The organism is Tenacibaculum profundi, from assembly GCF_052050075.1.
Classification (GTDB): domain Bacteria; phylum Bacteroidota; class Bacteroidia; order Flavobacteriales; family Flavobacteriaceae; genus Polaribacter.
In genome coordinates, this window is the sequence record NZ_CP197225.1 from 182,557 (window position 1) to 207,318 (window position 24,762).

The following is a 24,762-nucleotide window of genomic DNA, read 5'->3' on the forward strand; positions in this document are numbered from 1 at the left end:
ATTAACTAAAATTTGAAATTATGAACTTGATTTTCGAAAATGATCGACTTTTCAAAAGAAATAGGCAATGTACCTTATCCTTCTTAGTAAAAAATGCACTGTTATTATTAGTTGTCCTAAATTACGCGTGTAAAATAGAAACGTTACCAGATAATTGTAACATATCTGTAAATATTGTAGAAGACAATAAAGATGTCCACAATATTCATGACCCTACTATCATAAAGGAAGGCGATACGTATTATTTGTATTCTTCAAGTAAATATTGCACGTTCTACACCTCAAAAGATATGAAAGATTGGAAAAAATCAGGTACTGTTTTTAAGAATAAATATCCTACTTGGCTAACAGACCACTTACCCAATGCAGATCATATCGGAGCACCAGATATTAAGTATTACAATGGTAACTATGTTTTGTTTTATCAATCACATATGGGAGGAACTTGTAATTCAGTAATAGGTTTTGCTACTAATAAAACATTAGATCCACAATCACCAAATTATAAATGGATTGATCATGGTCCTGTTATTAAATCAAAACAAATAGGTCCTTATGGAATTATAAATTGCGGCGATGGTAGGTCTACATACAATGCTATTGATCCACATTTATTTATAGACAATGATAATACGCCGTGGCTATCATTCGGTTCTACTTGGGGAGGAATTAAGCTAGTTAAATTACAAGCACTTTCTCTAAAGGAAGGATTTCTTAAAATACCACAAAAAGAACCTTACAATTATATGACATTGGCGAAGAGAAATATTGTGTCTGAGGCAGATCCAGTAGTAGAGGCTTCTTACATAGTATATAGGTCAGGATATTATTACCTATTTATGTCTCACAATAAATGTTGTCCAGGGGAAACTTCTAAATATAAAATAATGGTAGGTCGCTCTGCTCGTATTGAAGGACCTTATGTTGATAAAAGCGGTGGTCAGTTGCTATTTGGAGAGGGAAGCTTAGTTATTGATAGGGATGGAAAATATATTGGAACAGGGCATGCGGATGTTTTTTATGAAAACAACTCTCATTATCTTGTACATCATGCATATGATTCAGAAAATAATTATGTTCCTGTACTAAATATACGAAAACTAAAATGGGATAGTGAAGGATGGCCAACCATATGTATTCAATAGATAGAAAACGGATTAATTAACTTTAAATAGTTATAAGGGGCATGAGAAATCATGCTCTTTTGTAGTTTATGTAATTACATAGCAGCTCTATTTTTACAGTAAAAGATTCATAATTCGGAATTATTACGCCTTAAAATTTTGATGTTTTCAATGAAATAGGTTGAAAATAAAACTTTTGGTCAAATAGTTTGAAACTTAAAAAGCTTTTCTCATTTTTGCCGCGAAAAAAAAGATATTTAAAATAAACAAAGCTTTATAAATTATGAGTTATTCTAGGGTAAAAAGGTTTGGACTGATTGCAGGACCGTTACTTTTTGTTATCATTAATAATTTAAATATCGAGTTTATTTCAGAAAAGGCAGATGCTGTAATTTCTGTAGCAACTTGGATGATTACATGGTGGGTAACCGAAGCGGTCTCCATTTCAGTAACAGCCTTATTACCGTTAGTTTTATTTCCCTTGCTCAAGGTGATGAGTATAAATGATGTAGGTGCGAATTATGGAAGCCCTATAGTATTTTTATTTTTTGGAGGCTTTGTGTTGGCACTAGCATTGGAAAAAGTGAATCTTCATAAAAGAATTGCGTTAAACATTATTAGGTTAACCGGAACCTCACCAAATAAAGTTGTATTGGGTTTTATGATTGCTACAGGGTTATTAAGCATGTGGATTAGTAATACAGCTAGCACAGTAGTAATGCTTCCAATAGCATTATCTGTAATTCATCTTTTAATAAATGATAATGATGGATTTACAAAAAAAGATCAAAATTTTGCACTATCCGTAATGTTAGGAATCGCTTTTTCTGCAAATGCAGGAGGAATAGCAACAGTGATTGGAACACCTCCAAATTCAGTACTTATAGGACTATTAGAAAATGAATTTCATACGGAAATATCGTTTATCAAATGGATGGCTTTTGGCCTACCGTTTTCTATAATTATGATTTTAGCAGTATACATTACATTAGTTAAAATTATGTATCCAAGTAAAGGGCTTACTTTTAGAACTTCAGAAAATATTATTCTTGATGAAATAGATAAACTTGGTAAATTAACTAAAAAAGAAAAGCATGTTTTAGTTGTTTTCTCTATAACAGTTTTTTTGTGGATTTTTAGAGGTTTGATAAATAGGTTTTTACCTTCTTTAGGACTGACAGATACCATAATAAGTATTATGGCGGCTCTCACTATATTTGTAATTCCTCATAATGTAAAAAAGGGAGAGTTTATTGTTGAATGGAAAGATACAGAAAAGCTTTCTTGGGGTATACTTATATTGTTTGGAGGAGGATTGGCTTTGGCTAAAGGAATGTCAAGTAGTGGTATTGTTGGTTTAATTTCAATGACAATTTCTTCTTACAATATAGGAATAGTTTTTACGGCTTTTGTTCTGATTACGCTAATGTTATTCATGACAGAATTAATGAGTAATGTCGCGTTGGTAGCGGTATTGGCTCCTGTGATAGCGGGAATTGCAATAGGTTTAGATATTCCTTTAATTCATCTTCTAATTCCAGTTACTATGGCAAGTAGTTGTGCTTTTATGCTACCAATGGCAACACCTCCAAATGCTATTGTATTTGCAAGTGGTTATATAAAGGTAAAAGACATGATGAAAGCAGGTGTGGTTTTAAATTGCATCGCTATATTTTTGTTAATGCTACTTTTTATATTTGTTATTCCGTTGTTATTCTAACAAGAAAGACAATTTAAGGCAAATTAAAAGAGTCTTTCAAAAATAATTTATTTTTGAAAAGTATTTTCATTATAATCAAATACACATTTTTTTCAAATTAAAAATATGAACTTAAGGTAATAAGGTAACTTTACAAACATATAAATGAATATAAGTCATTTTATTACGTTTTCTTAGAATGAAATAACTTTGAGTGTGTTTGATATAACATTATTATCAGTATCATTTTTAAATATTTAAAGAATTAAATTGTAGCTTTTTGCTTTTTAATAAACTAACAATATTAAATTAAGTATTTCATTATCAGTATTTACTATATCTCTTAGCTTAGGAATTACAATTAACACTTAAAGAAATTACATAATTATAAACTATAATAGCATAAATAAATATAATTTTAAACATTATGAAAAAAAGTTTTGTTTAACTATATTTACACATAGTTAAACAATAATAGTTATGGATATAGTTAATGAAGCTTTAGCTTTTGAACAATCAAAAATGAAAAATATGTCAACAAGTGACAGGGTTGTAGCTTCAAGAGAAGCAAAACGATTAGTATTAGCACTCAACGAAATCTACAAGAAAACTAAAGATGCCAATTTAATGGATATAATGAAACGACTTACTACCAAAAAGAAAAGAATTGAATCAAGATTAAAAGGAAGACCTTTAATTTAGATATTAATTTTAACAGTAATACCTTCAGTTGAAATAGTTGACTGAAAAGAGGTCATATTTACAGGGAATTTGGCCTCTTTTGTTTATTTTTATGGAAATTTAATTATTGTTGTTCAAGAACAAATAATTACAGTTTAAATCAAAATTATTCAATAAAATTTCTGATTATCGATATTATAAAAATATCTTGAATATCAAGACAATTATATACAAATTATTTTTAAGTGTATCTATTTGTGAATTATAAGTTTCTAAGCTATTGCCAATTATCAATCCTTAAACGTTTTTGTAAGTAATAACTATTTACTTGTTTAATTTAAAAATATTACCAACTAAATTCTTAACTAAAAGATGCTTACCTCTAAACAAGTAAGCATCTTCTTATGTTTATTTATTTATAACAGTATTGAGTTTCGTTTTTGATTTAATAAGGGAAATAGTTTCTCCAATAACAAACCAGCAGAAATATCCTATCCCAACAGAAAAAACGAGATCACCTATTATCCGCATCCATTTTATAGTTTGTACGGCAGGATCATATAATAGTTCAGCGCTTCTAGCGTATGAATATCCTTTAGTAATTGATGTGTATGCTTGAATAACACCTAGAGGAAGAAGACTAAGAAGAACCATGAGCATAAGTCCTAAGTTAAGAAGCCAAAAAGCATTCTTTAAAAGTTTTTCATTCCATGTTTTTTTAGAATATATTCTAAGACATATGATAATGAATCCCATTCCTAGCATTCCATATACACCAAACAAAGCAGTATGGGCATGTACAGAGGTTGTGTTTAACCCTTGTATGTAATACAGTGCAATTGGGGGATTTATTAGAAAACCAAACACTCCGGCTCCAATCATATTCCAGAATGCCACAGCAATGAAAAAAAAGATAGGCCATTTATAGCGTTGTATCCATTTATTTTTGTTTAATAAATTCCAATTTTCTCTAATTTCAAAGCCCATTAATGTGAGAGGTACAACTTCTAAAGCACTAAATGTAGCACCAAGAGCTATAGCTTGTACGGGAGTTCCCGAGTAATACAAATGATGTAAAGTACCTATAATGCCACCAGCTAAGAAAATAGTCGCTGAAGCAATAGATGTTTTACCAGCCGTTTTCATTGAAATAATTTTCATTCTTGAAAATAAGTAGGCAATTGTAACAGTGGCAAAAACCTCAAAGAAACCTTCAACCCATAAATGAACTAGCCACCATCTCCAATAGTTGATAACAGGTAAGCTACTATTTTCACCATACATTAATCCTGAAAAGAAAAACATTCCTATAGCAATAACAGCAATGAGTAGTATGATAAGTAGATTTTTAGAGTCATCTTTTTTCTTAATAGCAAATAAAATATGTCTTCCCACCATAAACATCCATAATATCAAACCTATAGCTAAAAATATTTGCCAAAACCTACCAAGATCCATGTACTCATATCCCTGATGACCGAAAAAGAAGTTTGTAGATAATTCTAGAAATTGATGTACACCCAACCATTCTCCAAGCATAGAGCCTAATACAATTATTAAAGCAGCAACAAATAAGAAATTAATACCAAATATTTGATACTTCATTTCTTTTCCACTAATCATTGGGGCTAAGAATAATCCTGTTGCCAACCATGTAACAGCAATCCAAAAAACAGCTAATTGAGTGTGCCATGTACGGGTTATTGAATAGGGTAAGTATTGAGATAATTCAAATCCAAAAAAAGCTTGTCCTTCTACGGTATAATGAACAGTCAGTATTCCTAAAACTACTTGTAGACCAATTAAAAGAGAAACTACAAAAAAATATTTTAAAACAGCTTTTTGTGAATAAAACAAAGACATTTCAAGAAGAGGATCGTTGCTCGGACTTGTAACGGCATCACCTTTTTCATGATTTCTGATGTAATAATAAGTGAGAATACCTATAAATAAAAGTAAAAGTACTACAGAAAAACCAGACCAAATTTGCGAGTCAGGAGTTATTGTGTTGTTAATTAGAGGTTCATGAGGCCAGTTAGATGTATAAGTATAATCTTTGTTAGGTCTATTAGTACTAGCTGCCCAAGAGGTCCAAAATAAAAAAGCATTTAATTGTTTTAATTTTTCGCTATTTGTTAATGCGCCTTTTTGAATGGCATATTTTTCATGTCCATTTAAAAATATAGCGCTGTAATAATCGATGTTATTTTTTATAGCTTCCAGCCGATCTTTAGAAATAGTAATGGTCTTAGAGACCTTATTATAAGTATTGGTTCTTATTTCTTTAACTAACCTAGCTTTTAGAGCTCCTTTTTCTTCTACATCTAAAGTGTTAAAACCTGAATTATAGTCTTTCAAAGACCAATGGTTAAGTAGAAATTCAGCCTCTCTATGAATCCAGTCAGCGGACCAATCTGGAGCTACATAGCTTCCATGTCCCCATATAGATCCAACTTCCATACCACCAATAGATTCCCACACATTTTGGCCAATTTGTATATCTGATTTGTTATAAAAAATTTCATTAGTTTCTTTTATTACCACTTTCTCTGGAATGGGAGGTTGGGTTTGATATATTTCTGTACCAACCCAAATAAGTGCAGCGAAAGAACTCACTACAACAAGTATAAATATGCTCCAAACTTTTTTCATTTTCTTAATTTTTTTTCTAGTAAAATTGCTTTTTTGAATAAAATATTATTTTCTATATGCATATGCTTATGCAAATCATCTTCAAATTCTTTAAGTAATAAAAAGGTAATTTTATGCTTAGTACAGGCATCATTTGGAGGTTGATAATTATTTGATAGTTCAGCAATTCTTCTAAATCGAGTCTCTTCATTTTCATGGTCTAAATGCATGCTGTCAATTGGATTACTAATTGAACCAAAAGGAGGTTCTTTAAACGTCTCATTATTTTTATATGCTTTTGCAATTTTTTTAATGAAAGGAAATAAAATGAGTTCCTCTTTTTTCATATGTATGGTCAAATCACCAAGAGCTTTTTTGAAAATAGTTGTTATTTCATGTAGCTCAGGATATTTATGTCCCTTTATATCACATAGTTTTTCTAAAAGACTAATTATTTCAGGTCCTTTTTTTTCTATATATAAGTGATGATTTTGATATACATAATCACTCAAATGGTCAAGGTTCCAATCAGGAGAATCATTGCCGAAATAGAAAGTATCTCCGATACGTGTTATTTCAGATGCTAATTTTTTGTTATTTATATTCATGTTTAATTAATATTTGTATTGCTATAATTATTAATGCTATAGTTTTAAGTATTTCAAGAAAAATATATATAAAGTGTTCATAATTATTGCTTACAGGCATAGCAGCAATAATTAATTGAGCTCTTTGATCTAGTCTTGGTAATAAGTAAATACTTTGATATGTAAGTATGGTAAAGGGAATTATTAGTTTTTTTAAGTATATTTTTACTGGTGATTTTTCACGAAAAAACAATACTATAAGAATTATTATAGAGATAATAATTTCAACTTTATTTAATGCGTTGAATATTGTACTACCAATTGCTAGACCAATTTTTTTTGTGACTCCCACTACAGTAAATTTTAACCAGGCTTCCATAAAACTTATAGCTCCAATAAATCCTACCCAAATAAAAAGTAAGGCTATAATAATAATTCGTTTTATTTTCATTAAGTTCATTTTTATATCGGATATTTTTATCCTTTATGTTTTTATAAAGGATGTTTTTGTCTTTTATTATGTAAAATTTTTTTAAAACTTTTCAACGCTATCTTTTTAGTTGAATAGCTTTGCTTTTACCTGTATTTGATTTAATTAAGTCGTAAATAGATGTACTTTGAAGCATGGATTTTAAATCACTTCTTATATTAATAAATTTATCATGCATCGGGCAGGGGCTGTTTGCATTACACTCCTTTAAACCTAAGCCACATCTCGTATATATATGATTTCCATCTATAACCTTTACTATTTCACTTAGATTAGTAGACTTTGTTTTGTCTTCATCTATTAAAAATCCACCGTAAGGACCTTTAATAGATTGCACTATATTATTTTTAGTGAGTTTCTGAAGTATTTTACCAGTAAAAGCTACGGGTGAATCAGTTGCTTCTGCTATCTCTTTAACACTCGTCTTGTTACCTAGAGAAGTCTGCTTTGCAATATAAATAATTGCTCTTAAACCATATTCACAAGACTTTGAAAACATAAAAATAATTTGAAACAAAGATACTATATTTTAATAACGGATAAAAATATCTTTTATAAAAAAATAAAAAATAACACATGGGTAGAAAGTCATTTACTTCCCAATACAAAAATTCCCAAAAATATGACCTAAAATATCCTTGTCTACATCATATTCTCCAGTAATATTACCTAAATGGCGTAAACATTCACGGATATCAATAGCAAATAAATCCGAAGAAATATCCAGCTCGATTCCATTTCTTACCGATTCAATACTCTCCAAAGCCAGTGTTAGGGCTTCAAAATGACGAGAGTTCGTTACTATGGTTTCATTATTACTTAATGCACCTGTATTTACCATAGAAGTTAGCTCATTTTGTAGCCTATCAATACCAATTTTTTGTTTTGCGGATAATAGCAGAGCATTTGAAATTTGAGTTGCTAATTGGTTTTTCTGTTCAGTACTAATCATATCCATTTTATTAGCAATCGTAAGAAGTCTTTTTTGAGGGAAACGATCTTTTATGTCTTCTATTTCTTGTAAAAAATCAGTTGGATTTTCAATAAATTTTTTAGCATTAATTAAGAAAATAATCAGTTGTGCTTTCGTCGCTTTCTCATAGGTTTTTTGAATACCGATATTCTCCACAACGTCTTCGGTTTCCCTGATTCCTGCCGTATCAATAAAACGAAAAGCAACCCCGTCAATAATTACTTCGTCTTCAATAGCATCTCGAGTTGTGCCTGCAATATCTGAAACAATTGCTTTTTCTTCGTTTAAAAGAGTATTTAAAAGGGTAGATTTACCTACATTTGGTTCTCCTATAATAGCAACAGGAATTCCATTTTTCATAGCATTACCGAAAGCAAAACTTTCAATTAATCTTTTTAAAACAGAGGAAATACTAGTAACCAATTCTTTAAACTTTGTACGATCGGCAAACTCAACATCTTCTCCAGAAAAATCAAGTTCCAATTCAATCAATGCAGCAAAATCAAGTAATTGACCTCTTAATTCTTTTAGCTCGTTGGTAATACCACCACGCATTTGTTGAATTGCTATTTGATGAGATGCTGCAGAATTAGAGGCAATGACATCGGCTACAGCCTCTGCTTGACTTAAATCCATTTTACCGTTTAAAAATGCTCGCATGGTGAACTCTCCATTTTCAGCCATTCTGCAACCATTCTGTAAAAATAATTGAATAATTTCTTGTTGAATAAAACTAGAACCATGACAAGAAATCTCTACAATATTTTCACCTGTATATGAATTAGGGTTTTTAAAAATTGATACTAAAACTTGGTCAATAATTTGATTTTCATTAATAATATGCCCTAAATGAAGTGTATGTGATTTTTGTTTTATCAGAGACTTATTTTTTTTAATGGATTTGAAGAATTTATTGGCTATTGCAATGGCATCTTCTCCCGACAATCGTATTATAGCTATGGCGCCTACACCAGAAGGGGTAGCTAGCGCGATAATGGTATCATTTTGTATCATATTGCAAATATAATGAGTATGCATTATATGAGATTGCAGTGTAAATATTATTTAAAGCTACTATTAACTTTCCTTTAGAAATAAGAAGAAAAATTTAAACTTTAGACCAAAAGATAAGTTAAGCGGTAGTCTTTTATTTGGGAGCTTCACTAATTGAAAAATGTAACAAAAATGAGTTTAATTCGTCAAAATAGTATAACCAACAAAAAAAGATTTTATGAAAATAAATAGACAATTAATAGTCGTAACACATTTAAGTCAATTGTTAGATTTTGTAACAGGAATTGGAGGATTACTAGTTCCATTAATTATCTGGATATTAAAGAAGGATGAAATAGTGAATATGGATGTACACGGACGCTCTATTATTAATTTTAGAATAACCATGTTCTTATATTTGTTAGTTTGCGTTCCTCTGGTAATATTTTTCGGTTTAGGTTTACTAGGAATGCTTGTTATCGGTATTTTTTATTTTATTTATCCCATTATCAACGCAATCAAGGCAAGTAATAACGAAGAGCCAACATATCCATTGAGTATTAAATTTATATGATACTATATTTAAAAGCTATTCAAACCATATGAAAATTTGTGTCATTTTCAGTTTGAATAGCTTTCTTTTTTAGAAGGGTTATTTTTAGTATGTTATATATATAAATGGTAATTAATTATTTTCTTATAAAAATATTCGTGTAGTACCAGTAGCCATTTTGATTTTGTTTCGCTGTTAAATTAAAATGAGTATAGTTACCTTCAATGTTTTTTCTATGCCCTTCGCTTTTAATCCAACCATCAACAACTGCTTTTGCAGATGTATAACCACTGGCAACATTTTCTGCAAAACCAACTGCATTTGCATGTGTTTGTAAATATTTAAAACGATCGCCAGAATTATCATGAGATATTTCCTTTTTTATAATCATATAATCATTGTGCTTATCGGTTTGCGATTTTATAACATCTAAAATCTTTAATTCCGAAAGCCCGATATCTATTCTATGTTGATTAATTAATTTCATTATTTCAATTTCATAACTTGTATTGGAGTTTGAGTTATTACCTGTATCTGTACCAGTGTCTGTATCTGTACCAGTGTCTGTATCTGTATCAGTGTCTGTATCAGTGTCTGTGCTTGAGTCTGTACCTGAGTCTATATTGGTGTCAGGCTCATTTAAGTTAATTTCATTAGAATCAGATGAGCAAGAAATGATAATACTACATAGCATAATTAGTATTAACTTTAGGGGATAAAATTTCATATTTGTTTAGGTTTATAGTTTAAATGACTTGTTTTATAAATTCTTCATATTCGTAAAAAAATAATTCGAACTTTGTCATCTTTTCAACAAAAAATTCGTAACATTCGAGCCAAGTATCCTTATTGTGAATACTAAATTTCTTGTTAAAAGGAACATAAATACGCCTTATTATTTTATGACTTTCTAATTCAAATTGACTATCGTAAATTACCTCAGGGAGGTATTCAGAAATCAATATTTTATTCAATGAAATTAATTGATCATATAATAATTCATTAGCTATTTCATCAGGATGATCAAAATCAAGACAAACCGAAGCTTTTTTTCGATCAGCTTGAAATTTAAACGATAATCCTTTTATTTTAGTATTATACAGTAACCATTTTCTTGGAAAAGATTTTCCAAAACTAGTCCAAAACTCTTTTCTAAGTTTTGTAGAGTCTTCTTTACTAAACATTTATGTTGTGTTGGTGAAAATAATTAAAAAAAAGATTGCTTTTATGATATATAATTATATTGATAAAAATTTAAAAGTTACAGATAGTTAGCTATCCATGAACTTTGGCTATATTACCTCTATTTTTCATCATTCTTGCCTCGAAAGAAAGAAGGTCGTTCCATTTCTTATCTACGATATCTCTTTCCAGATATTTTCTTGCATATCCTAAAAATAATGTATAGTGATTTGCTTCTGATACCATTAAATCAGTATAGAATTTAGACAATTCGTTATCCTTCATATGGGTAGCAAAAACTTTAAAACGCTCACAACTTCTCGCTTCTATAAGAGCAGCGACTAAAAGCCTGTTTACTAAAGCTTCTTGTCTGTTTCCAGTATTAGTAAAGAATTTTTGAAGTTTTAATGCGTAGTCATTTTTTGTTGCTTGGCCTAATACCATCCCTCTTTCAATCATAAGGTTGTGAACCATTCTAAAGTGCTCCATTTCTTCAATGGCAATATCACTCATATCTTTTACTAGTTCAGTTTCCTCCGAATAATTTATAATAATAGAAACGGCATTAGAAGCTGCTTTTTGTTCAGCAAAAGCATGGTCAGTTAGTAATTGTTGCAATCCATTTTTGGCTACCTCTACCCAAGAAGTTTCTGTTTCAAATTTTAATCCAAGCATATTCTGTTGTTCTTGTATATATGACGTCCTCTTTTTACGGGGAAGCCTGATTATAATCTATAAAAACAAAATTATAAAATATCCTTATTTCGAGCTTTATAAATAAACTAAAATTAATTAGTTTTGTTAACTTAGGAAGTTAAACATTTTTTGTATTAAAATAAATTGCATTTAAACACCACTAATAAAATTTTATTTGACTTATTTGATATTTTAAAGTTAGTTATGGTTAAAAAATAGAAAAGTTTTTATATTGTATTCAGGTGACGCATTAGTATAACAAACAAATATATTTTTTATTTAAACTAGGATAATAAAGTTTTTTTGCTTAAAATTTTAATATTTAAAATAAAAAAAATAAATTATTGTATGAAAAAATGCATTCTCATGCCTAGATTCCAGCTATTATTATTAGCCATATTTTCAATTTTTTTTTCAACCTGTAAAAAGGAGTCAAGTAAAGAAAGTAATTTTAATGCTTATAGCCAGTATATAAGTGTTTTTCCTGAAAGATTAATTTCCAGCTCTGAAAATATTCAATATCAATTGAAAAAAATACCAAACACAACTAAAATAAATGCCGATGTAATAAGTGTTCATCCAAATGTAAGAGGAAAAATTAGTTTGAAAGACAATGTACTAATATTTGATCCATTAGAAAGTTTAGAAAATGATAAAGAGTATACAGTAACTTTACATTTAGATAAGCTGTACAATAATGTTCATAAAAATTTAAAAGACTTTATCGTAAAATTTAAGACCAAGAAGTTAGTTTACAATGTTTCATTTGAACCAGTAAAAGTATATAATAAAGATTGGTACTTTGTGGAAGGAATGCTTACAGTAAGTGATTTAATAAATAGCAAAATGCTTTCAGGTTTAATAGAAGCTAATTACAAAGGTAAATCAAAAGACATCAAATTTGAAACTATTGGCGGTTATATTTCAAAAGCTTATTTTAAAATAGATAGTTTGAAAAGGTTTGATGATGATGAGTTATTAAAAGTGTCATGGGATGGAAGTCAGCTAAAGTCTACTACAACAGGTGAAAAGGAGCTTAGTATTACAGGAAAAAATAATTTCAAAGTACTCAATGTAGAAGTAATCAATGGCGATAATCAACATATTGAAATTAGTTTTTCCGATGCTATTGATAAAGAACAAAATTTAGAAGGACTAATTCAATTTATAAATACCCAGAAACGAAAATTTACATATAAAATTAATAAAAATACAATCTATGTATTTCCTTCAACTGAGTTTAAAAATATGGTTGAGATTGAAGTTTTTAAGGGGGTTAAAAACGTTCAAGGTTTTAAATTAAAACAAAATTTTATAAAAAAGGTATACTTTGAACAAATTAAACCTTCGGTAAGTTTTATAAACAGTGGTATAATTCTTCCAGATTCTGATAATCTTAAAATTAATTTTAAAGCAGTTAATTTAAGAGCTGTAGATGCTACGATTTATAAAATTTATGAAGATAATATTTTACAGTTTTTACAAAATAATAATCTCAATAATAACGGAAATATAAGATATGTTGGAAGACCTTTAGCAAAATATACGGTAAATTTAGAAAATAAAGGATTGGATTTAAGTAAAGAAAATGCTTTTGCTTTTAATTTAACAGATTTTATTAAAGTAGATAATGGTGCAATGTATAGAATTGAATTTAGTTATCTAAAAGAATATTCAAATTACAGTTGCAACGGTGATATTAAGAATCATACTATTGTTTTTGGAAAAAAGGAAGTAGACACAAAAAAGTATGATACTAATACTTTTTATTATGATAATTATCAATATGGTGAATATATTTGGAGGGATAGAGATAATCCTTGTACTAGCTCCTATTTTTACAATAAAAAAATTAGCACTAATATTTTGGCAACTAATTTAGGTGCTATTGTCAAAAAAAGTAACAATAATAAAATATTTTTTGCTGTAACTGACATTTTAACTACAAAGCCTGTCTCGAATGCTAAGGTAACCTTGTATAATTTGCAGCAACAACCAATTACAGAATTAGTAACTAATGAAAATGGAATTGTTGAAATTAAAGGCGAATACAAGGCTTTCTTCGCAACCATACAAAAAGAAAATAACACTACTTATATAAAACTTAATGAAGGAAATTCGCTGTCAATGAGTAAGTTTGATGTTTCCGGTGTTAAATTACAAAAAGGGTTAAAAGGATATATTTACGGAGAACGCGGTGTTTGGCGACCAGGAGATCAGTTGTTTTTAACATTTGTTTTAAATGATAAAGAAAACCCTATTCCACAAGGCCACCCTATAACGTTTGAATTGATCAATCCTAGAGGTAAGATTATAGATCGAATTGTGTTACAAAAAAATAATTCTAACCTCTATGCTTACTCACCAAAAACAGAAAAAGAAGCAATTACAGGTATATGGAAAGTAAAGGTTAAAGTAGGAGGAGCTAATTTTTATAAAAATCTTAAAATAGAAACCATAAAACCAAATCGTTTAAAAATAAAAATGAAATTGAACAACGAAATCATTAAATCAAATTCATCTATCACAGGAAACATTAAAGTAAATTGGTTGCATGGTGCCATAGCAAAAAAATTAAAGTTTGATATAACAGGTAAGTTTACTCAGTCAAACACTTCATTTCCGAAATTTACTCAATACAATTTTGATGATATAACAAAAAAATTTAAAACAGAAGAATTTAAAGTTTTAAGGGGTAGCTTGAATAATGATGGGACATCTAGTTTTTCAGTTAAACCTCAATTAGACAATAAGGCTCCTGGAATGTTAAAAGCATCATTTATTTCTAAGGTGTATGAAAATGGAGGAGGGTTTAGCACTGATGTTTTTAGTCAAAAAATATCTCCTTATAAGAGTTATGCAGGTTTATTAGAAGCCAAAGAAAAGCAATCAAGAAATTATTTATATACGGATAAAAATTATACTTTTAATGTTGCCGCAGTAAACGAAAATGGCAATGGGATTTCGAATGATATAGAAGTAAAAATATATAAGCTTACTTGGCGATGGTGGTGGAGTAGTACTGAAAATGGATTATCCAATTATGACGGAACGAGACATCATTTGCCCTTCAAAACATTATCTCTAAAAACCAACAGTTTAGGAAAAGGAACTTTTGATCTAGAAATAGATGAAAGTGATTGGGGACGTTATTTAGTCAAGGTTATAGATAAAAGTAGTAATCATGTAACTTCATCCATAGTATATTTTGATTGGCCTTCATGGTATGGTGATAAAAAAAGAAATCAAGATAAGACAGATGCGACCATGTTAGTGTTTACCTCAGATAAAGAATCATATGAAGTAAATGAAATAGCTAATTTAAAGTTTCCCTCTTCTGAAGCAGGGAGAGCTTTAATTACTATAGAAAATGGGACAGAGGTTTTAGATCATTTTTGGATAGAAACAAAGGCTAAACAAACAGAATTTTCTTTTCCTATTTTAGAAAATTATACACCAAACATATTTGTAAATATATCGTTATTACAAAAACATAATCAAAGTATTAACGACTTACCAATAAGAATGTATGGAGTAATACCTATAATGGTAAATGATCCTTCCAAAAATATAATTCCTCAAATAGAATTACCTAATGAGCTTCGACCCGAAACAACAGCTATAATAAAAGTTTCTGAAAAAGAAGGAAGGTCAATGAATTATACAATCGCTGTTGTTGACGAAGGACTATTAGATTTAACTAGATTTAAAACTCCAAATCCATACAAAACGTTTTATGCTCGACAATCTTTAGGAGTTAAAACTTGGGATGTTTTTGATGATGTTATTGGAGCCTATGGGGGGAAAGTAAATCAAATTTTAAGTATTGGAGGGGATGAGTCTGAAGCGGGAAGTAAAAATAAAAAGGCAAATAGATTTAAGCCAATGATTACTTATTTAGGTCCTTTTAAGTTAGACAAGAAAAGTATTGGTAAGCACGAAATAAAAATACCAAAATATATTGGTTCTGTGCGTGTAATGGTCATAGCGACAGATGCAGATAAGGAAGCTTATGGAAGTGCTGAAAAATCTGTATATGTTCGTAAACCATTAATGGTACTGGCGTCTTTACCACGAAAAATAACACCCCAAGAGACGGTAACGTTACCTGTTACGATTTTTGCAATGAAGCCCAGTATTAAAAATGTTAAAGTAAAAGTTTTACCTAATGAATCGTATTCTATAATTGGTAATAATTCTGAATTAATATCATTCAATGAGCCAGATGAAAAGATGGCTTATTTTACTCTTAAAGTAAATGATTTTAAGGGAGTAGGGAAAGTCCAAGTAGAGGCAACTTCAGGGAAAGAAAAGGCTAATTATGAGGTTGAAATAGATGTATTAAACCCCAATCCAGTTACTACAGAGGTTAAAGATTTTGTTTTAAAAGATAGAGAAGAAAAAGAAATTATACTAAACTCTTTTGGAACAACAGACACGAATACAATAACGATTGAATTGTCAAGTTTACCGCCAATTAATTTTACAGAACGATTAGATTATTTGATTAAATATCCACACGGATGCGTTGAACAGATAACATCTAGTGCTTTTCCTCAATTATATTTTTCAGATATTTTTGATTTATCATTAGATAAAAAAGAGAAAATAGAAAGGAATGTAAAAGCAGCAATTCAAAAATTATCTAATTTTCAATTGCTGAATGGAGGTTTTTCTTATTGGAAGGGAAATAAAAGGGCGGATTACTGGGCAACTTCTTATGTAGGGCATTTTTTGATTGAAGCAGCTAAAAAGGGGTATGTTTTACCGATAGGGTTTAAAAATAAATGGATTCATTTTCAAAAAGAACAATCTCGAAAATGGAGAAATAATAAAGATTATGCTAATGATGATCTGAGCCAAGCTTATCGCTTATATACACTAAGTTTAGCTAATAGCCCAGATTTAGCTTCAATGAATCGATTAAAAGAAGCTAATGACATCTCAAACGAAGCAAAGCTTCGTTTGGCAACTTCCTATGCTTTAATAGGTAAACATTCTATTGCGAGTTCAATAATCACAAAAAATTCAAAAGAAAAACCTAACCAGAATTTCTATAAAAATTATGGTTCTAAAATTAGAAATGAAGCAATGGCTTTAGAAACATATATGTTGCTGGGAGATGGTTTTCAAGAAGGTAAACTAGTCAAAAAAATAGCAAAAGCTTTGTCGAGCGATATTTGGATGAGTACTCAAACTACAGCTTACAGTTTGTTTGTAATAAGCAATTATATATTAAAAAATAAAGGAAATCAAGGAGGTATTGTTGTTAATTATAGTTTAAATGGAGTTTCAGAAGAAGTAAATACAAGCAAGTCTTTATTTAATAAAGAAATAGCGATTGAGAGAAAAAAGAATACTATAAGCATTATAAATAAAGGAGAAAATACATTGTATGTTAGAGTTTTAAATAAGGGGGTTTTACCTGTTGGAGAAGAAAAGGCATTTAAAAGAAATTTAAAAATGGACATCTCATATAGAACGAAAAATGGTGAGAGAATTAATCCTGAAGAAATATCCCGGGGAACTAATTTTGTGGCTGAGTTAACTGTTAAAAATGAAACTAATTTTAATATTAATAATATTGCATTAACACAATATATTCCTTCTGGATGGGAAATTATAAACACTAGGTTTACAGATTTCGGAAATCATACAGTTTCTTCAAAAGTAAATTTTACAGATATAAGAGATGCAAGAGTAAGCCATTATTTTTCGTTAAAAGAATTTGAAATAAAGACTTTCAGAGTGTTATTAAACGCATCTTATTTGGGTAATTATTATTTGCCAGGAGCGCAGATAGAGGCGATGTATGATAATGATTTTACAACGAGAGTTAAAGGAAAATGGGTAAAAGTAATTAAGTAGATAACAGGTAGAATAATCTAATTAAAAAGGATTAACAATACCCCTAATTTTTTTAAAAATAAAAAAATTAGGGGTATTGTTTAACGATGTACTTTGCAAAGTAATCTTTGATAAAGATTATAATCTATTGTATTTAAAAGTATCTTTTCCTTTTAATAAAATTGCTTTCCATTGATCAAGACTTACATTCTTAACTTTATGATAGGTTATTTGATGTCCCTCTTCTAACATAGACTTTGTATAAAATCGAGTATTAGTTCTACCTACTCTTGAGTTAATAGCCCATCTTGATTTCTCGGTAGAGTTTGGAACAGAGCCATGAATAACTCTTTCTGTAAATAAAAAGAATTGTCCTGCTTTTGCTTCGATAAGATGTTCTTTTGAGTTTTCAAAAGGGAAGTCTATTGTTCCTTTATCATATCGATATAATTCGTTTGTTTTTGAAGTTTCTCTCTCAACAATTAAAGGGTATATTTTTTTATGACTTCCTGGAATTACACGCATACAGCCTCTAACTTTATTTGCATCTGTTAAGGCAATCCAGCAAGTTAATTGGAATAACTCTTCGTTATTGGGTGGGTTAACCACTGACTCTCTCATATTATGTAATAACCAATTACTTGATTGATGCCATGGAGTACCTGGTGATTTTCCTGGTACTTCAAAACAATCAGTTCTCCATAAAAGTAAATCTTCTCCAAGTAATTGAGCACAACGATCTACAATTTCTGGTTTTTTAAAAATATTGAGTAATTCTTTTGAGTCGAAATGCCTATTTGTTTTGTTTACATGTGAAAGTATCTTTTTTTTATACTCTTCTGTAAGTTCTTCTTTTTCGCTATCAGGGAAAAGTTCGTCTGCTAGCCCTGAGCTATCTTCAAATTCATACTTCCAAGTTTTTGACTCGTTATTTAAAATGGTATTGGTTAAATGTGATTTCAGTTTTTCAGCTTCATCTGATGAAATTAAATCAAAAGGTCCCACATAACCATTTTCATAAAAGAATTTAATATCTTTTTCACTCAGAGAAAATGATGAATTGGTAGTTGTTTTAGGGGTAAATGACGAAGGCATTTTCATTTCAGAATAATAATCGTTATATATTCTTGTTCCACCTGTTTTAAAAGCTTTCCAAAACATATGGAAATTCCATCCTATAGGTAATTTATTTTTTAATTTCTTTGGCAAAAGTGGGTGTAAAACTTTTGCTTTTCCTACGATGTAGTAATACCCTATTTTAGCTGAGAATTTAAATTTTTTGTTCATTTTAATAAAGTTTGATTTGCTTATCAAATATGTAATTTTTTAGCTACAAATCAAATGCGATAAGTGTTATTTAATAGGATATAAATTATTAAATGTTTAATAGAACTGATTATCAAATATCAACTAAAGAAAGAAAAATGTAAATCATAACAGGTTTAATTATTTAATTCTTTAAATCGAAAAGTTATGAAGGAGAAAAGGAGTGATTTTAAGTGTTTGTTTACTAGATTTTAAAAAGTGAAGAATGATTACTTAAATTGTTTTAACTATTTAAATTAATATTATTTAATTGATTAAACCGGCTTCAATACCATCTATCTTTGCAAAACTAAATTAGTTCAAAGATATGACAGGAAACTTAAAGAAAACTCAAAAAGATATTTTAGTAAAGTTAAATATCGATGAATTAAATAAAATGCAGAAAGAGGCTACTTCTGTAATTGATAGCACTAACAATACTATAGTATTATCACCAACGGGAACTGGTAAGACGATAAGTTTTTTACTTCCAGTTTTAAAAATGATTGATGTAAACAAGAAAGAAGTTCAGGTACTCATCTTAGTACCATCAAGAGAGTTAGCTATTCAAATTGAACAAGTGGTTCGTGAAATGGGAGCTGGCGTAAAGGTTAATGCAGTATACGGAGGTAGGGCCATGGCAAAAGATAAAGAAGATTTGAAACATATGCCAAGTATTTTAATAGGTACTCCTGGTAGAATTTCTGATCATTTTATGAATAATCGGTTCAATAAGAGTTATTTAAAAGCTTTAGTACTTGATGAGTTTGATAAATCGCTTGAAGTTGGTTTCGAAAGTGAAATGAAAGATATAATTAGAGAAATACCTACTTCGATAAAAAAAGTTTTAACCTCAGCTACGCAGGAAATTGAAATACCTGAATTTGTAGGACTGAAAGATCCGATAATATTAAATTATTTAACAGGTAAAATAAATGAAAGATTAGTACTTAAACAGGTACTATGGTCTTTTAATAATAAGGAGAAAAAGTTAGTAGAACTATTGCAACATATTGGTAACGACTGCCAAGGTATCATATTTGTTAATTTAAGAGACAGTATAGAAAAAGTAAGTAATTTTCTTACCAAAAAATCCATTTCGCATAGTTGTTTTTCAGGAGGAATGGAACAAAGAGATAGGGAAAGATCGTTGATAAAATTTAGAAATGGTACTAGTCGAATTTTATTAGCCACTGATCTAGCAGCAAGAGGGATTGATATCCCTGAAATAAAGTACATAATCCATTATGAATTGCCATTTCGTATTGAAGAGTTTACCCATAGAAATGGTAGGACAGCGAGAGTTAATAAAGAGGGGACAGCATACGTTTTTAAGTCGGAAGTGAAAGAGTTACCTGAATTTATAAAGGGTATTTCAAATGCTGATATATCTCAGAAAAGAATAACTTTAGAATCAGACTGGGAAACGATTTTTATATCTGGCGGAAGAAAGGATAAAATATCTAAGGGAGATATTGCAGGTTTGCTATTTAAGAAAGGAAATTTAAAAAGAGATGAAGTTGGAATTATCGAGTTGAAGCAAGATTGTGCTTTTGTAGCAGTTCCCGTGAAGGAGGCAAAAAAACTAGTATCAAAATTGAATAATATTAAATTAAAAAATAGAAAAATTCGTGTATACATTATATAATGATTTGTATAGATGGAGTTTTCAAAAAATATAAACTTTTTTGAGAAAGGTAAACTCAATATTTATGGTTATTTAAATTAGTTTAATTAGGGATAAAGAAGGTCACTTTTTTATTATTTATTTTTGTTAAAATTTAAATACGTGAAAAGAATAAAAACCTATCTGAAAAGCAATAAAATAAAAAGTATCTTATTCTTTGCTTTTTTGGTATCATATTATTTTTGTTTGCCCAAGAACTTGTTTTTTTTACCAACTTCAACAGTTGTTACTTCAAGTAATGGAGATTTATTAGGAGCAATTATAGCAGATGATGGACAGTGGCGTTTTCCTGATTTAGATTCTGTTCCTTTCAAGTTTAAACAATGTATTCTGGAGTTTGAAGATGGTTATTTTTACCATCATATGGGGTTTAATCCTATTTCCATAGCTAAGGCAATAAAACAAAATTATCAGGCAAATAAAATTGTAAGGGGAGGAAGTACAATAACGCAACAAGTTATTAGACTTTCCAGAGGAATTCAAAAAAGATCGTATTATGAAAAACTAATAGAGTTAGTTTTAGCAACGAGGTTAGAACTTATGTACTCAAAAAATAAAATATTAAATCTTTATGCCTCAAACGCACCTTTTGGAGGAAATATAGTTGGTCTAGAAATGGCTGCATGGAAATATTTTGGTTTACCTCCGCATCAATTATCATGGGCTGAAAGCGCTATGTTAGCTGTTTTACCTAATGCCCCATCTTTAATTTATCCAGGTAAGAATCAGGAAAAATTGAGATTAAAACGGAATAGACTTTTAAAAAAAATGATGGCTAAAAAGATTATTGATTTTGAAACCTATGAATTAGCAATTGAAGAAGAATTACCGGACAAGCCCTATCCTGTGCCAACAATAGCTAACCATTTCATTCAAGAAATTGCAAAGGTAAAGAAAGGTCAAAAAGTAAAAAGTTCAATAGATATTCAACTTCAAAAACAGGTTAACTTTCTTTCAAAACAGCATTATTTAAAAATGAAACAGAATGAAGTTTATAATTTAGCTGTTTTGGTAATTGATGTAAAAACACGAAAAGTAATATCATACATAGGAAACTCTCCAACAGATAAAAAACATCAAAAAGATGTAAACAATATAATTGCTCCGAGAAGTACAGGAAGTACTTTAAAACCATTTTTATTTGCCCACATGCTCCAAGAAGGAGAATTATTACCAACCCAGCTAGTACCTGATATTCCTACAGAAATAGCAGGTTATACACCTAAAAATTTTGATTTATCTTATGATGGTCTTGTACCTGCAAATGAAGCGCTTACTAGGTCATTAAATATTCCTGCTGTTAGAATGCTTAAGTCCTATGGTTTGGAAAAATTTAGACATGATATTAATGCTTATCATATTAAGCATATCAATAAATCGTCAGAGTATTATGGTTTGTCATTGATATTAGGGGGGGCAGAAGCAAGTCTTTGGGATTTATGTAAGACATTTGCGGGGTATTCTAGTATTGTGAATCATTATGAAGAATCATCAAATAAGTATTATTCAGATGAATTTATCCAGCCAATTATACTAGATAATGAAAAAACTGATTTTGGCATACGTAAAGAAGAGTATACCACAATTGATGCGGGTACAGCATACATTACTCTCAATACGCTAACTGAGGTTAATAGGCCTCTTACTGATCAAGCTTGGAAATATTATGATTCATCTCAAAAAATAGCTTGGAAAACAGGTACAAGTTTTGGAAATAAAGATGCGTGGGCAATAGGCACAACACCTAAATATGTAGTAGGTGTTTGGGTTGGTAACTCAGATGGTGAAGGAAGAGCAGATTTGACTGGTGTTGGCAGTGCAGCTCCGTTAATGTTTAATGTATTTGATGTATTACCAAAATCGAACTGGTTTTCTAAGCCATATGAAAGCTTATTCGAGGAGAATATTTGTATTAAAAGTGGTTATTTGGCATTACCTATTTGTCCTTCAGAGAAAAAAATGATTTCTAAAAACGGTAAAAGAGCAAATTCGTGCCCATATCATTTAGAAATAACAGTTGAAGATTCAGGTAAATATAGAGTTCATGGTAATTGCGAGGCGATATCAAATATTAAAACAATAAAATGGTTTGCGCTACCACCGCTTATGGCAAATTATTACAAGCAAAAAAATATCGACTATAAACCATTACCAAATTTTAGGACTGATTGTTTAATACAAGAAAATAATTCAATAGAATTTCTTTTTCCAACAAAATATAAGTCGGTCTTTTCATTAACCAAAAATAACGAAGGAAAGTTAGGTTCTCTTGTTTTAAAACTTACTCATCAAAATCCAAATGTAAGAGTTTATTGGTATATTGACGATAAATATATAGGCTATACAGAAGACTATCATGAAAAAGAAGTAAAACCAAAGTCGGGGTCTCACGTAATAAAAGCAATTGATAATTTTGGTAACGAGCAAAAAAGAATTATTATTATTAAAAATTAAAACTTAAAAACTGTATTTTTAAAAAATTTAAAAAATTTTTATGTTAGAGTTAGCAGGAATTATCATTTTGGGAATATTAGCCCAATGGGTTGCTTGGAAGTTTAAAATACCAGCAATATTACCTTTAATCCTTATAGGTTTATTTGTTGGACCTATCGCCGCTGGTTTTTTTAGTGATGACGGTAATAAATGGATTGAACCAATATGGAATGGTACTAAAGGTCTTTTTCCGGGAGAAGGTTTATTTTATTTTGTGTCTTTAGCGATAAGTATAATTCTTTTTGAAGGAGGCTTAACGCTCAGAAAAAGTGAAATAGCAAATGTTGGTCCTGTAATAACAAAGTTAATAACTATTGGGGCAGCAGTTACGTTTATTGTTTCAGCTGTAGCAGCTAGATACCTTTTTGAGTTACCATGGGAAATAGCAATGCTTTTTTCTTCCCTTATAATTGTTACTGGACCCACTGTTATTTCACCAATACTAAGAAATATACCTTTGAAAAAAGATGTTGCAGCTGTTTTAAAATGGGAAGGAATTTTAATAGACCCCATTGGCGCTCTAGCAGCTGTACTGATGTTTGAGTTTATTAGTGCTGGTGGAGGAAGTGGTTTTACTAAAACAGCTTTAATGGAATTCGGTAAGATCGTTTTATTTGGCACTACTTTTGGTTTTACGTTTGCTCATGGTTTAATTTTCATTGTGAATAAAAAATTAGTACCTCATTATTTATTAAATGTTGTTTCTCTATCCATGGTATTGTTTGTATTCGTTCTCTCTGATTTATTAGCACATGAATCAGGTTTATTGTCAGTAGTTGTAATGGGAATGGTAATTGCAAATAGTAATTTGAAAAGCTTTGATGAACTGCTTTATTTCAAAGAGTCCCTTTCTGTACTATTGATTTCAATACTTTTCATACTTTTAGCTGCTAATATGAATATTAGTGAATTATTACTTGTTTTCAATTGGAATGCAGCTCTCTTGTTCGCAGCAATTGTTTTCGTGATAAGACCTTTAGCAGTATTCTTGAGTACATATAAATCAACACTAAAACTTAATGAGAAATTATTTATAAGTTGGGTAGGACCAAGAGGAATTGTAGCAGCAGGAATTGCTTCATTATTTGGTTCTACGTTAATGAAAGAGGGAATTGAAGGAGCTGAGTACATTACTCCTTTAGTATTTATGATTGTGTTAGGAACAGTGCTATTAAATGCAACTACAGCAAGAATGTTTGCAAAAGTTATTGGAGTATTTTTAAAAAGTTCGGAAGCAATTGTAATGATAGGGGCTTCGGATGCAGCAAGAGTAATTGCAAAATATTTAATGAATAATGGAAGAAGGGTTGTATTATTGGATCAAAATAAAAGCTATATCGAAGATTCTAGAGAGTTAGGTATTGAAGCATTTGACATTGATATATACACAGAAACACTTGATGATTCTGCCGAATTAAATGATGTTGGTTATTTAATAGCCATGACAGGAAGTGATGAAGTAAATAAGTATGCCATAACTCAATTTTCTGGTATTTATGGGGAACGTGGAACGTATAGACTTGCGACTTTGAATGAAGTAAAATCAAATATTCCTGAAAATGGTGATATGATTTTTACACCAAAACACGATTTTATCAATTTAAATGAAAGTGCAAGGGATTATCCAGAAATGAATGAAGTAAAGGTGAAATCTCCAGAAGATTTTGAGAAAAAATTGAATTTGCTTTATGAAGAGGAAAAATCAGTGCCTTTATTTGTTAAAAATAATGGAAATATTGAAATTATTCCAGAAATAATTTCTTCGTCTATTAATGGAAACCATAGTATTGTATATCTTGGAAGAAAAATTAAATTTTAATT

Annotated in this window: 17 protein-coding genes; 8 read left to right on the plus strand and 9 right to left on the minus strand. The window is 29.7% G+C overall.

Annotation, left to right across the window (positions count from 1 at the left end; genetic code table 11):
• Nucleotides 1-20 precede the first annotated feature (20 nt).
• The 3 genes from ACSIGE_RS00590 to ACSIGE_RS00600 all read left to right on the plus strand — a co-directional run bounded on the left by ACSIGE_RS00590 (nt 21) and on the right by ACSIGE_RS00600 (nt 3,525).
• Nucleotides 21-1,145 carry an arabinan endo-1,5-alpha-L-arabinosidase gene (locus tag ACSIGE_RS00590; protein WP_440880860.1) on the plus strand — a complete coding sequence of 375 codons (1,125 nt, stop codon included), beginning with the start codon at nt 21-23 and terminating at the stop codon, nt 1,143-1,145.
• A gap of 262 nt (nt 1,146-1,407) precedes the next feature.
• Nucleotides 1,408-2,844: an SLC13 family permease gene (locus ACSIGE_RS00595; RefSeq protein ID WP_440880861.1), complete on the plus strand. Its 1,437-nt coding sequence runs from the start codon at nt 1,408-1,410 to the stop codon at nt 2,842-2,844.
• Nucleotides 2,845-3,303: 459 nt separating this feature from the next.
• The gene (locus ACSIGE_RS00600; protein WP_440880862.1) at nt 3,304-3,525 is read left to right on the plus strand and encodes a hypothetical protein; all 222 of its coding nucleotides are present in this window, start codon (nt 3,304-3,306) and stop codon (nt 3,523-3,525) included.
• A gap of 387 nt (nt 3,526-3,912) precedes the next feature.
• Here the strand turns inward: ACSIGE_RS00600 and ACSIGE_RS00605 are convergent, their stop codons facing one another.
• The 5 genes from ACSIGE_RS00605 to mnmE all read right to left on the minus strand — a co-directional run bounded on the left by ACSIGE_RS00605 (nt 3,913) and on the right by mnmE (nt 9,199).
• The gene (locus ACSIGE_RS00605) at nt 3,913-6,156 is read right to left on the minus strand and encodes a nitric-oxide reductase large subunit (protein WP_440880863.1); all 2,244 of its coding nucleotides are present in this window, start codon (nt 6,154-6,156) and stop codon (nt 3,913-3,915) included.
• Entirely contained in the window at nt 6,153-6,743 is a 591-nt protein-coding gene (locus tag ACSIGE_RS00610) for a hemerythrin domain-containing protein (RefSeq protein ID WP_440880864.1), read from the minus strand. Before ACSIGE_RS00610 ends, ACSIGE_RS00605 begins: the two co-directional genes overlap by 4 nt.
• Nucleotides 6,730-7,173 (minus strand): hypothetical protein, encoded by a 444-nt coding sequence (locus ACSIGE_RS00615; protein WP_440880865.1) that lies wholly within the window; start codon nt 7,171-7,173, stop codon nt 6,730-6,732. The genes ACSIGE_RS00610 and ACSIGE_RS00615 overlap by 14 nt, the downstream gene beginning before the upstream one ends.
• Nucleotides 7,174-7,270: 97 nt before the next feature.
• Nucleotides 7,271-7,729 carry an RrF2 family transcriptional regulator gene (locus ACSIGE_RS00620; protein WP_440880866.1) on the minus strand — a complete coding sequence of 153 codons (459 nt, stop codon included), beginning with the start codon at nt 7,727-7,729 and terminating at the stop codon, nt 7,271-7,273.
• A 75-nt stretch (nt 7,730-7,804) separates the two neighbouring features.
• Nucleotides 7,805-9,199, minus strand: coding sequence for a tRNA uridine-5-carboxymethylaminomethyl(34) synthesis GTPase MnmE (mnmE, locus tag ACSIGE_RS00625; protein ID WP_440880867.1), 1,395 nt, complete (start codon nt 9,197-9,199; stop codon nt 7,805-7,807).
• Between the two features lie 217 nt (nt 9,200-9,416).
• Between mnmE and ACSIGE_RS00630 the strand changes: the two genes are divergently transcribed.
• Nucleotides 9,417-9,752: a DUF4870 domain-containing protein gene (locus ACSIGE_RS00630; protein ID WP_440880868.1), complete on the plus strand. Its 336-nt coding sequence runs from the start codon at nt 9,417-9,419 to the stop codon at nt 9,750-9,752.
• A 115-nt stretch (nt 9,753-9,867) separates the two neighbouring features.
• Here the strand turns inward: ACSIGE_RS00630 and ACSIGE_RS00635 are convergent, their stop codons facing one another.
• From ACSIGE_RS00635 to ACSIGE_RS00645, 3 genes are all read right to left on the minus strand, one after another.
• Nucleotides 9,868-10,458 (minus strand): CAP domain-containing protein, encoded by a 591-nt coding sequence (locus ACSIGE_RS00635; RefSeq protein ID WP_440880869.1) that lies wholly within the window; start codon nt 10,456-10,458, stop codon nt 9,868-9,870.
• A 19-nt stretch (nt 10,459-10,477) separates the two neighbouring features.
• Entirely contained in the window at nt 10,478-10,915 is a 438-nt protein-coding gene (locus tag ACSIGE_RS00640; protein ID WP_440880870.1) for a DUF4268 domain-containing protein, read from the minus strand.
• A 91-nt stretch (nt 10,916-11,006) separates the two neighbouring features.
• Nucleotides 11,007-11,588 (minus strand): tRNA-(ms[2]io[6]A)-hydroxylase, encoded by a 582-nt coding sequence (locus ACSIGE_RS00645; protein ID WP_440880871.1) that lies wholly within the window; start codon nt 11,586-11,588, stop codon nt 11,007-11,009.
• 369 nt (nt 11,589-11,957) lie between these two features.
• Here ACSIGE_RS00645 and ACSIGE_RS00650 point away from each other — a divergent pair, with 369 nt between their 5' ends.
• Nucleotides 11,958-17,477, plus strand: coding sequence for an alpha-2-macroglobulin family protein (locus ACSIGE_RS00650; protein WP_440880872.1), 5,520 nt, complete (start codon nt 11,958-11,960; stop codon nt 17,475-17,477).
• A 117-nt stretch (nt 17,478-17,594) separates the two neighbouring features.
• Here ACSIGE_RS00650 and ACSIGE_RS00655 read toward each other — a convergent pair whose 3' ends face one another.
• A complete protein-coding gene (locus ACSIGE_RS00655) occupies nt 17,595-18,743 on the minus strand; it encodes a phytanoyl-CoA dioxygenase family protein (RefSeq protein WP_440880873.1) in 1,149 nt (382 codons plus the stop codon).
• A 346-nt stretch (nt 18,744-19,089) separates the two neighbouring features.
• Between ACSIGE_RS00655 and ACSIGE_RS00660 the strand changes: the two genes are divergently transcribed.
• The 3 genes from ACSIGE_RS00660 to ACSIGE_RS00670 all read left to right on the plus strand — a co-directional run bounded on the left by ACSIGE_RS00660 (nt 19,090) and on the right by ACSIGE_RS00670 (nt 24,760).
• Nucleotides 19,090-20,409, plus strand: coding sequence for a DEAD/DEAH box helicase (locus tag ACSIGE_RS00660; protein WP_440880874.1), 1,320 nt, complete (start codon nt 19,090-19,092; stop codon nt 20,407-20,409).
• Nucleotides 20,410-20,550: 141 nt separating this feature from the next.
• A complete protein-coding gene (gene pbpC, locus ACSIGE_RS00665) occupies nt 20,551-22,902 on the plus strand; it encodes a penicillin-binding protein 1C (RefSeq protein ID WP_440880875.1) in 2,352 nt (783 codons plus the stop codon).
• Nucleotides 22,903-22,942: 40 nt separating this feature from the next.
• Nucleotides 22,943-24,760 (plus strand): cation:proton antiporter, encoded by a 1,818-nt coding sequence (locus tag ACSIGE_RS00670; RefSeq protein WP_440880876.1) that lies wholly within the window; start codon nt 22,943-22,945, stop codon nt 24,758-24,760.
• Nucleotides 24,761-24,762: the final 2 nt, after the last annotated feature.